This window comes from Arcobacter sp. F155, from assembly GCF_004116455.1.
GTDB lineage: Bacteria > Campylobacterota > Campylobacteria > Campylobacterales > Arcobacteraceae > Halarcobacter.
Genome location: NZ_PDJU01000008.1, coordinates 141,572 through 152,629, shown reverse-complemented (window position 1 = coordinate 152,629; position 11,058 = coordinate 141,572). Strand labels below are relative to the sequence as shown.

At 30.5% G+C, this 11,058-nt stretch carries 7 protein-coding genes; 6 read left to right on the top strand and 1 reads right to left on the bottom strand.

Going from position 1 to position 11,058, the window contains the following annotated elements; translation table 11 throughout:
• Together CRV03_RS09975 and tkt are read left to right on the top strand one after the other, a co-directional pair.
• Positions 1–3,659 (top strand): vWA domain-containing protein (locus CRV03_RS09975; protein WP_164968649.1); only part of this gene is annotated, 3,659 nt, incomplete at its 5' end.
• A 128-nt stretch (positions 3,660–3,787) separates the two neighbouring features.
• The gene (gene tkt, locus CRV03_RS09970; protein ID WP_129084995.1) at positions 3,788–5,698 is read left to right on the top strand and encodes a transketolase; all 1,911 of its coding nucleotides are present in this window, start codon (positions 3,788–3,790) and stop codon (positions 5,696–5,698) included.
• A gap of 27 nt (positions 5,699–5,725) precedes the next feature.
• Here tkt and CRV03_RS09965 read toward each other — a convergent pair whose 3' ends face one another.
• On the bottom strand, positions 5,726–8,167 hold the full coding sequence (locus CRV03_RS09965) for a diguanylate cyclase (protein ID WP_129084994.1): 2,442 nt from the start codon (positions 8,165–8,167) through the stop codon (positions 5,726–5,728).
• Positions 8,168–8,273: 106 nt separating this feature from the next.
• On the opposite strand from CRV03_RS09965, the gene CRV03_RS09960 reads away from it, so the two are divergent.
• From CRV03_RS09960 to CRV03_RS09945, 4 genes are all read left to right on the top strand, one after another.
• Positions 8,274–8,951 carry an MOSC domain-containing protein gene (locus CRV03_RS09960; protein WP_129084993.1) on the top strand — a complete coding sequence of 226 codons (678 nt, stop codon included), beginning with the start codon at positions 8,274–8,276 and terminating at the stop codon, positions 8,949–8,951.
• A gap of 83 nt (positions 8,952–9,034) precedes the next feature.
• On the top strand, positions 9,035–9,343 hold the full coding sequence (locus CRV03_RS09955) for a metalloregulator ArsR/SmtB family transcription factor (protein WP_129084992.1): 309 nt from the start codon (positions 9,035–9,037) through the stop codon (positions 9,341–9,343).
• The gene (locus CRV03_RS09950; RefSeq protein WP_129084991.1) at positions 9,343–9,699 is read left to right on the top strand and encodes a gamma-glutamylcyclotransferase; all 357 of its coding nucleotides are present in this window, start codon (positions 9,343–9,345) and stop codon (positions 9,697–9,699) included. The genes CRV03_RS09955 and CRV03_RS09950 overlap by 1 nt, the downstream gene beginning before the upstream one ends.
• A 66-nt stretch (positions 9,700–9,765) precedes the next feature.
• Positions 9,766–11,019, top strand: a complete 1,254-nt coding sequence (locus CRV03_RS09945) for an arsenic transporter (protein WP_129084990.1) — start codon at positions 9,766–9,768, stop codon at positions 11,017–11,019.
• Positions 11,020–11,058 lie beyond the last annotated feature (39 nt).

Sequence of the window (11,058 nt, the reverse complement as noted above, 5' to 3'; positions counted from 1 at the left end):
CAGCAGGAGTAACAGAGTTTACAATTACAACACCAACAGTAGATGATGCATTAAAAGAAGATACAGAAGCGTATGAGATTTCTGTAGGTGGAGTAGATGCAACAGGAACAATCTTAGATAATGAAGCTACTCCTACAATTACTTTATCAGGAAGTGAAGTTTTCGAAGTTACAGACGGAACTGCTACAGGAGACAAGGTAAAAGGATTAGTTACAGCAACTATTGATGTAGCACTAAGTGAGGATTTAACTATTACTTTAAGTAGTGGAGATACTATTTTAATTGAAGCTGGTAAACTTACTGGAAGTATAGAAGTTGAAACATCGAGAGTAGATGATGCTTATGATCAAGGAGAGACTAAGGAAACTGTAACTATTGACTCTATATCAAATGATGAAATAGATATTACCAATAAAGAAGCGGTTATTACTATAAAAGACGATAATGATCCTGTTAGTGTAACAGTAACAGCAGTAGCTACTTCTCCAAAGATAATTGATGTTGATACTGAGTTTGGTGAAGCAACAGGAATTAATGTAACTGCATATGATATATATGGTAATGAAGGAACTTTATCTGTTGTTAAAGGAACAAATCATGATGGTTTTGGTGTTCTAGGGAAAACTTCTGGTTCTGGTGATAGCTCAGAGCTAGGACATGGTAAGAATGGAGTAAGTGAAAAAATAGTCTTTACTTTTGATAATGATGCAGATTCATTAGATGTAGCTTTTGCATGGAGACATAATGGAGAAACTGCAGTTGTAACATTCTCTAATAATGGACAAGAGTTAGGATATGCAAAAGTTTCAGGAGGAGGTTCTAATACTGATGCCACAGTAAGTTATTATGATATCCATGGAAATTTAATAAAATCAGTTCAAGCACAAGGTGGAACAGATAGAGTTGACCTATCTTATACTTTTGAGTTCCCTGATGAAAATGGAAATCCAATGGCTTTTGATAAAGTTGAATTTAGTGCACCTGGATATGATGATGACTACTTAATAAATAAAATCTCATATACTGAAGTAATTGATCCAGAAATTACAAATATTGATACATCAGAAGGTAAGGTTACATTTAATATCCAAGTAGATGAAAATTATCCTCCTCAAGGTCAAGCAAAAGCAATTGTTTTAGTAAATGGATTCGAGTATGAGGTTGATTTAAATGCAACAGGAAGAGGCTCTTTAACTGTTGATGCAAAAGATTTTGATGATTTATCAAATATTAATATTATTGTTAAAGATATAGTTGGTGGAAACTATGAAGATGTAGAAGAAACTAGTGACTCTTTTGACTTAAGTGATTCATTCAAAGATGATTTAAGTTCAACTGATGATCAAATAGTTGTTGATGAAGACACAAGCTATACATTAACTGAAACAGATTTTGGTGAATTAGGAAAAGATGTTGTTGAATTTAAAATTACAGAATTACCTGAAAATGGAACTTTATATTATAAAGTAACAAAAGGACAAACAGTAATTGATAAAGAAGGTAATACTCATGTTGTTACAGAAGATACTACTATTGAAATAGCTGAAAACCAAGTGATTTCATTAGCTGATATAGCTTCTGGTAAAGTTACTTTTACACCAGATTCAAATAGCGATGAAGATGGTAGCTTTAAATTTAAAGTTGGTGATGAAGATGGAAACTTTACAGATGAAGAGTATACAACTATAATTGACGTTCTTGCAGTTGCAGATGCACCTGAAGTTTCAATTTCAGTGGGAGAGCCATTAACTATTGTACCATCTGTTTATGAGTTACCAAAAGGTAGTGGTATTTCTCATGTTAATTATGAGTTTTCTGATGGGACTAGAATAAAATTAGAGCCATACAATGATACTAAAGACCCTACTGATCCAACAAAATACATTCAAGCAATAGAAGAATCTACTGGAAAAACAATTGTTGGATATGAAATAAAAGGAGGTACTAAAATATTTGATGAGTATGGTAATTATTTGAGAGATGTTACTTCATCAGATAATAAAGTTGATACATATGAAGGACCAACAACACAAACAGATACTTATGTATTTGGTTCTTCTCTTGAGTACAGTGTAGATATTAGTGCAGCATTAACTGATATAGATGGAAGTGAAACATTAAGTGTAAAAATTAGTGGTGTTCCAGAGGGAGCAACTTTTGATTCAAACCTTTTAGTTGATGAAGGAAATGGAGAATGGAGCTTAACAATATCTGAAGATGTAACAAATATAAGTTATTCAGATATTAAAATGATAGTTCCTGAAGGTACAGATAATGTTAATTTAACTATTACTGCTACTGCAACTGAAAAAAGAGATAATGAAGACGAGCAAAATTTTGAGACTTCAACAGATAGTGATGCAACTGTATCAAGTGTAGATGAAACACAAAATATAGTATTTAGTGAGAAGAATACTAATTTAGTACTGACAATTGATGTTTCTGGAAGTATGAATGATAAGTTATCTTTAGCAAAAACTGCATTAACAAATATGATAAACAAATATGATGATTTAGGGCAAGTAAAAGTTTTACTAACTGTATTTAGTGGATATGCAAATGTGGAAGAGAATAATTCAGGCTCTGTTTGGCTTTCTGCAAGTGAAGCAATAGATATTATAGATGACTTAAGTGCCAATGGTGGAACAAATTATGATGATGCATTATTAAATGTTATTGATGAATTAAAAGAAAATCCAGCTCCTTTAGATGGAGATACAGTATCATATTTTGTATCTGATGGGGAACCAACATATGGGATGCATTACGAAGAAGAACATTTTGACTGGAATAAATGGAAATGGATAGATGAAGGTTGGTATAGAGATGGAAATGGAAGTAGACTAACTGATATAAATGATAGTATTGTAGAAGATTGGAAAGATTTAGGTTTTGATAAAACATATTCAGTAGGTTTAGGAACTAATGAATTGAATTCATACTTAAGAGAAATTTCTCAAAATCCAGATGATGATGTTATTATCGTTGAGAATGCAAATTCTCTAAATGATATTTTACAAGATACTGTAAGTACTAGTGTGGAAGGTAATGTTATAGATAATGTAGAAGGTGGAGATGGTAATATTTCTATTGATACTATAAAAATAGATAATATTGAGTACTCTAAAGATAGTTTCCCAGAAGATGGATTATCTATAAATGGAGATGGAACATTAATATTTGACTTTGATACAGGAGATTATAAATATACATCTCAATCAAATGAATTTGAAAATGATACAATAAAATCATTTGAAATAATAGCTAGTGATGAAGATGGAGATTCTACATCGTTTGATGTTAATATTGTAATTGATGTTCCTGAAACTAATAGTAATCAAAATATTCTTGACATTGATGGAGATATTGATTTAAGTGAATTACCAAGAAACTCACTTCCTGAGAATGTTAACCAAATTGATTTAACGAATGATATAGTTAATGAACTAATAATTGATGAACAGAGCGTTGAAGAGTTAACTGATAATGAAAATATCTTAAAAATCTTCGGAGATAGTACTGATAAAGTTGAGCTTGAGGGGAATTGGATAAAAGATAATGATGCCTCAAATGATGAGTTTAATGTATATCAAGGGGGAACAGATTCAACTTCAAATATTAAAGTGATGATCGAAACTGATATAGAAGCAGATATCTAAAAAAGAAAAGGAAATTTTCCTTTTCTTTTAACTCTTTTACTTTAAAATTCACTTCAAATACCATTTAACTTTTTTTAGGTATAATCGCACAAAATTAATCAACAAAACACACAATAATTAGGATAATTATGTCAAAACAACTACTTCAAAAACAAGCAGATACGATTAGGTTCTTAGCAGCTGATATGGTTCAAAAAGCAAACTCAGGACACCCAGGTGCACCAATGGGTATGGCTGATATTGCTACAGTTTTAAGTTCTCACTTAAATTTAAACCCATCAAATGACAAATGGCTAAACAGAGATAGATTAGTTTTCTCAGGTGGTCATGCTACAGGTTTAGTTTACTCTTTATTACATCTTTGGGGATTTGATGTAAGTTTATCAGATATGAAAGAGTTTAGACAACATAACTCTAAAACTCCAGGTCATCCTGAATATGGACATACTCATGGTGTTGAAATTACAACTGGTCCATTAGGTCAAGGGATTGCAAATGCAGTTGGTTTTGCAATGGCTTCAAAATATGCACAAAATGTTTTAGGAAAAGATGTTATCAATCACAATGTATACTGTCTTTGTGGTGATGGAGATTTACAAGAAGGTATTTCTTATGAAGCATGTGCTACAGCAGGACACTTAAACTTAGACAACTTAGTTATTATTTATGACTCAAATGAAATCACAATTGAAGGTGATACTTCAATTGCATGGTCTGAAAATGTTAAGAAAAGATTCCAAGCAATTAATTTTGAAGTATTAGAAGTAGATGGACATAACTTTGACCAAATTGACAAAGCAATCATTGCTGCAAAAGCTTCTGATAAACCAGCACTTATTATTGCAAATACTGCAATTGGTAAAGGTGCAGCAACAATGGAGGGAAGCCATCATACACATGGTGCTCCATTAGGTGAAGATGAGATTAAAGCATCTAAAGTAAAAGCAGGGTTTGACCCAGATGAAACTTTTGTTGTTCCATATGATATCAAAGGTGCATTTGATAAATTAATCAAAGGTGTTGAAGCAGAGAATGCTTGGACTGAATCATTATCAGATGAAGCAAAAGCAAAAATTGAAGAGTTACAGAATCCTAATTTTGATGCAATTAACTACCCTGAGTTTGAAGCTGGTGCATCAGTTGCAACAAGAGGTTCAAATCATAAAATCTTAAATGCAATCGCAGATGCAGTTCCAGGTTTCTTAGGTGGTTCAGCTGACCTTGCTCCATCAAATAAAACTGAGCTTTCAGGAAAAGGTGATTTCCCTGAAGGTAGAAATATTCACTTTGGTATTAAAGAACATGCAATGGCAGCAATGACAAATGCAATGAACCTTTATGGATTATTTAGAGTGTTCTCTGCTACATTCTTTGTATTCTCAGATTACTTAAAACCAAGTGCAAGAATTGCAGCATTAGCTTCAATTCCACAACATTTTGTATGGACTCATGACTCTATTGGTGTTGGAGAAGATGGACCAACTCACCAACCAATTGAGCACTTATCTCAATTTAGAGCGTTACCAAACTTCTATACATTTAGACCTGCTGATGCAAATGAAAATGTTGATTCATGGAAAATTGCACTTAACATGAATGCTCCAACTGCATTTGTTTGTTCAAGACAAAACCTAGAAGTACTTAAAAAAGAGAAAGCTTATGGTGATGTATCAAATGGTGGATACTTATTAAAAGAAAGAGAAGATGCAACAGTTACAATTATGGCTTCTGGTTCTGAAGTTTCTTTAGCACTTAAAGCAGCTTGTGAACTAGATAAAGAAGGTATAAAAGCAAATGTAGTTTCTGTTCCTTGTTTTGACCTTTTAGTTGAGCAAGATAAAGAGTATATCTCAAAAATCATCAAGCCTTCTACAAAAGTATTTGCTGTTGAAGCTGCAAGAGGTTTAGAGTATTATAAATTTGCTGATGAAGTATTTGGAATGGATACATTCGGTGCATCTGGACCAGCTGGTGAACTATTTAAAGAGTTTGGATTTACAGTTGAGTCTTTAGTTGAAAGAATTAAAAACGAATTATAATAAATAATAAAAGGTAGGAAAAAACTCCTACTTTTTATAAATCTTCACACAATTTCTATTACTATTTTTAGCTTCATATAAAGCTTTATCTACATTATTTAAACATTTATTACTATCTATATCTTCGCATTGTGCGATACCAAAACTAGCAGTTACTTTTATATCTTTATAAAACTTAGCAGTTTCAATAGTCTTTCTTAGTTTTTCAGCAAGAATATAGGCCTCTTCGCTATTTGTATTAGGTAAAATAACAAGGAACTCTTCTCCTCCCCATCTTCCAAAATGGTCTGTTTCTCTAAGATTTCTTTTTATGGTTTTAGAAAACTCTTGAAGTATTTTATCCCCTGATAAGTGACCATGAATATCATTTATCTTTTTAAAGAAATCTATATCAATAAGAACAATACTTAGTTCTTGTCCATATCGTTTTCTTCTATTCATCTCTTCTTCAATTAAAGAGTCAAGCTTAAATCGATTGTACACATTAGTCAACTTATCTGTTTGAGACAATCTTCTTAGTTTCTTATTTGAATTGTAAATAACAAAGAAGATAATAAGTGCAGAGATAATTACTATAGCCGTAATTATCTGTATAAATAGTTTTGTATTTAATCCTTCTTCTTTAATGATTGTAAGCCATTTATCAAGTACTTGTTCCTTCTCTTCTTCTTTTACAGAATTGATAGCCTTATTTAAAATACTTTGTAAAATAGGTTCATCATTCCTAATAGCAATCTTAGCTTCAATATCAATAGAAGTTTTTCCTGTAATCTTTACATTCTGAATATTGTTCTTTTGAAGTGTTTGAGCTACTGCAGGAAAAAGTCCTACATGTGCAAATACTTCTGATTTGCTTACTTTTTTTAATCCTTCTAAAGTATTGTCAACTTCTACAATTTTTATATTAGGGTATTTTCTTTTTATAAAATCTTTTGTAGCATAATCTTTTACAACAGCTATTTTCTTATCTTTTATATCATCTAAAGAGTCAATAAAAATCTCTGAATCTTTTGTTGCAATTACATTTGAAAAAGTGAAGTATTTTTTTGTAAAGTTAAGGTATTCAGTTCTTTCAGTAGTTTGAACAGTAAAAGGTGAGATATCACACAACTGATTTTTAACCGCATCTAAAGATGAACTCCATGATTCTTTGCCAAGTATTTCAAACTTTATACCAGAGTTTTTTGACATTGCCTCCATAAAGTTAGCGATAATTCCAGAGTATTCTCCTTTTCTAGTAAGGAATTCAAAAGGTGCAGAATCTGGGTCAATACACATTGTTATTGCACCTTTTTTATTTAAATAGAATATTTCTGATTGAGTAAAAAGGTAGTTTTTACTTCTTTTTTTTGTCTCTTTAAATTTTTGGAACCATTTGTTATTTAACTCTTCGATATCTTTTTTTGAGATTAGTTTTTCTGCTTTTTGTATAATACTTTTTAAAATAAGGTTTTCTTTGTTATATGCAAAGTAGAAGCCAAACTCATCATCATCTGTATTTCTCATTGTTTTTAGGTTTGATAAATAGTGTTTGTTTATGTTGTAATCTAAAACTGATTTTAAACCATATGCTCCATCTGCTTTTCCTTGTGATACGGCTTTCATCATAGTAATTGTGTCAGGTGTTGGATAAACATCAATTTTAGGATAATCTCTTTTTACTCTATCATAACTGTGATATCCCTCAACAAGAGCCATAGTCTCACCTTCCATCTCTTTGAAAGTGTGAACATTTTTGTGCTCAATTCTAGTTAGCATAGCTAGAGGTGAAGTTACAAAAGCTTTATTTGAAAAAAGGAATCTCTCTTCTCTTTGTTTTGACTTTAAAACATTAATCATTAAATCAAGTTCTTCGTCTTCTAGCATATTCATAAAGTCGTCCCATTTCCCTTGAACAAACTCTAGTTCTAGTGCTAATTCATTTGCAATCAGTTCTAAATAGTCTATTGCATAACCTGTAGGAATTCCATTTTCGTTGAAGTTATATGGAGGTAAACTTGCATCATTTTGAACTCTTAATACTTTTTTATTTTGTAAGTATTCAAGCTCTTGCTTTGAAAAGTTGATTGTCTTTTTAAAATATACTACTAAAGTAGCTATTTTTTGTCCCTTTAAATTTAGTATCTCTTTTTCATAATACTCATCAGTCTTGTCAAAATTTAGTGATAGTTCAACATCTTTAAAAAGGCTCATTGATTCATCATCTCTAAATGAGCTATATATTGTTTTAAAGTCATTTTTTATTTCAAAAGCAGCTATCTTGTCATAGTTTTCATAATATACTTTAAATAAGTTAGAAATATAGACTTCTCTTTTTCCTGTATTTGTTTGAAAGTATAATTCAACTTGATTTGCTAAAATATCAATATTAGATTTTAAATTATTAGATAGTCTTAAAGAGTTGTTTGCATGGGAGCATGTTAATAGTATTATAAAAGTAAAAATTATTTTTATTGCATTTAATGCCATATATTGGTTCCTCTGTGGATTATAATAGTAGTATATAATAAGTTTAAATAGATGTAAATTAATAGTAAGAAATTAAGTTGTAATATTTCATTTTTAAAGGAAATAAATGCATTTTGTAATAAAAAATCTTTTTGTAGGAAAATCAAAAGAATATAAGTTAAGTAATAGAGTACTAAATAGTGCATATAAAAAAGAAGCACAAAATGAAATTCATGTTTCTAAACTTGGTGTAAAAAATGATGTGCAAGTTGATAAGAAAAATCATGGAGGAGTAGATAGAGCTGTTTGTATTTATTCCCAAGGTTCATACGACTTTTTAGAAGAGAAATTTGATATCAAGTTAAAAGAGTGCTCTTTTGGTGAAAATATTACATTGGAAAATTGTTCAGATAGTGATATTTATATTGGAGATATCTTTTCTTGTGGTGAAACATTATTGGAAGTTTCTCAGCCAAGGGTTCCTTGTTTTGTTATTTCAAAAGTCACAGGAATAAAAAATCTAACAAAAACTTTAGTTCAAGAGTGTAAAACAGGATTTTTGCTACGAACTATAAAAGAGGGCAAGATTTCAAAAGGAGATAGCTTCAATTTAGAAAAAAGAGTTAATACAAAGTATTCAATAGAGTTTATATCTAAGTGTTATCTAAATCCTATAAAATATGAAAAAGAAGTATTAGAACTTTTAAAAATAGACTCTTTAGCACAAGATTATAAAGATAATTTAAAAAGTAGATTAGAAAGAAAAATTGTAGGTATTGAAGAGTTTCAAAAAGATGTAATCTAATATATCAAGATATATTGATATATTAAGTTTTTTTTGCTATAGTTTTAAAATCGAAGAAGTAAAATACTAAAAGGAACATTTTTATGGATATTTTTTTAAAGTCTGCATCTGCATTAAATGATGAGACAAGAGTAAAATTGCTAAAATTTTTAAATATCCATGGAAAATGTTGCGTATGCGACTTAGAAAACTCTTTTGATATGATTCAATCAAGACTATCAAGACACTTAAAGATACTAAAAGAAGCAGGATTTTTAAGAGTAGATAGAGAAGGGCGATGGGCTTATTATTCAGTTAGAACACCCCTTGATGAGTTTAGACAAGCTTCAATAAAAGAGATTATGACTTTAGATATTGAGCTTCCAATTTTAACAAAGGCTTGTAATATATAATGACAGAAACACTATTTGTTTATGGAACACTTATGCCAAACTGCCCAAATGGACATGTTTTGGAAAATATTGTAGGTAAGTTTGTACCTGCAACAGTAAAAGGAAGACTTATTGATGCTGGCTGGTCAGCTTCAATGGGATATCCAGGAATAAGATTAGATGCAGGTGATGATACAATTCACGGGTATTTATTCTATTCATCAAATTTGATAGATAACTGGGACTATTTAGATGAGTTTGAAGGACAAGAGTTTCAAAGAACTCCTGTAACAGTTGAGAGATATGATGAGTTAGAAGTGGATACTTTTATTTATACTCTTAAGCAAGAAGTATTAGATATGGAAGAGGACTCTTAGGAGTTCTTTTTTTTAGTAAAACATATCAAGATATCTTGATGTGTTGATTTTAAAATAGGAAAATTTATGATATTAGCAAGTTCAATTTTTTTGATTACTTTAATATTTGTTATTTGGCAACCAAAGGGTTTACAAATAGGAACAACGGCTGTTATAGGAGCAATAGTTGCACTAATAGCAGGGGTTGTTAGTTTTGAGGATGTGTTAGTTGTAAGTGATATTGTTTGGGATGCAACCTTAGCATTTATTGGAATTATCATTCTTTCAATGGTTTTAGATGAGATTGGTTTCTTTGAGTGGTGTGCAATTAAAATGGCAAAACTCTCACGTGGAAATGGGCATTTAATGTTTGTATATGCTTTACTTCTTGGAAGTTTTGTTTCAGCACTTTTTGCAAATGATGGGGCAGCATTAATTCTAACACCAATTTTATTAGCAAAAATGAGAATTCTAAAACTAAATGCAAAAACAATTTTAGCCTTTTTACTTGCAGGTGGTTTTATTAGTGATTCTGCTTCTTTACCTTTTGTATTTTCAAACCTTACAAATATAGTTACAGCTAACTATTTTGATATAGGTTTCTTAGAGTATTTATCAAAAATGTTTGTTCCTTATGTAGTAAGTACAGTAGTTACTATCTCTTTTTTATGGGTGTTTTTACGAAAAGATATTCCTTCTACAATAGATGTAAGTTTACTAAAAAATCCAGATGAAGTATTAAAGAATAAAACTCTATTTAAATTTTCTTGGGTTTTTCTAGCCTTACTTTTAGTTGGATATTTTGTTGGCGATAACTATGATTTACCAGTTTCTGTATTTGCTTTAGGTGGCGGGTTGATTTTCTTAGCAATTGCAAGTTACACAAAAAGTGCCAGAGCTTGGCTTACAATTAAAACTGCACCTTGGCAAGTTGTATGGTTTAGTATTGGTTTATATATAGTTGTTTATGGTTTAAAAAATGCAGGTCTTACTGATTATTTAGCATCTATTTTACAAGATTTAGTTCAAAGAGGTGATGTGATTGCAATTTTAGGAACAGGATTTATCTCTGCATTTTTAAGTGCTATTATGAACAATATGCCAACGGTTATGATTATGGATATTGCTTTAACTGATATTCCAAATGAAACATTAGCATATGCAAATATTATTGGATGTAACTTAGGTCCTAAGATGACACCGTTTGGTTCTTTAGCAACTTTACTATGGCTTCATGTTTTATCTCAAAAGGGTGTGAAAATTGGTTTTTGGCAATATAGTAAATTTGGTTTAATAGTAACTCCACCTATTTTATTTGTGGTGTTGTTAACTTTAGTATAGACTGATTAGTTTTATATTATTTTGTTTGCACTAAGGCTT

Bases quoted from the DNA above. Each gene is read 5' to 3' on its own strand.
- tkt (WP_129084995.1), top strand. From the start codon at position 3,788: ATGTCAAAACAACTACTTCAAAAACAAGCAGATACGATTAGGTTCTTA.
- CRV03_RS09965 (WP_129084994.1), bottom strand. From the start codon at position 8,167: ATGGCATTAAATGCAATAAAAATAATTTTTACTTTTATAATACTATTA.
- CRV03_RS09960 (WP_129084993.1), top strand. From the start codon at position 8,274: ATGCATTTTGTAATAAAAAATCTTTTTGTAGGAAAATCAAAAGAATAT.
- CRV03_RS09955 (WP_129084992.1), top strand. From the start codon at position 9,035: ATGGATATTTTTTTAAAGTCTGCATCTGCATTAAATGATGAGACAAGA.
- CRV03_RS09950 (WP_129084991.1), top strand. From the start codon at position 9,343: ATGACAGAAACACTATTTGTTTATGGAACACTTATGCCAAACTGCCCA.
- CRV03_RS09945 (WP_129084990.1), top strand. From the start codon at position 9,766: ATGATATTAGCAAGTTCAATTTTTTTGATTACTTTAATATTTGTTATT.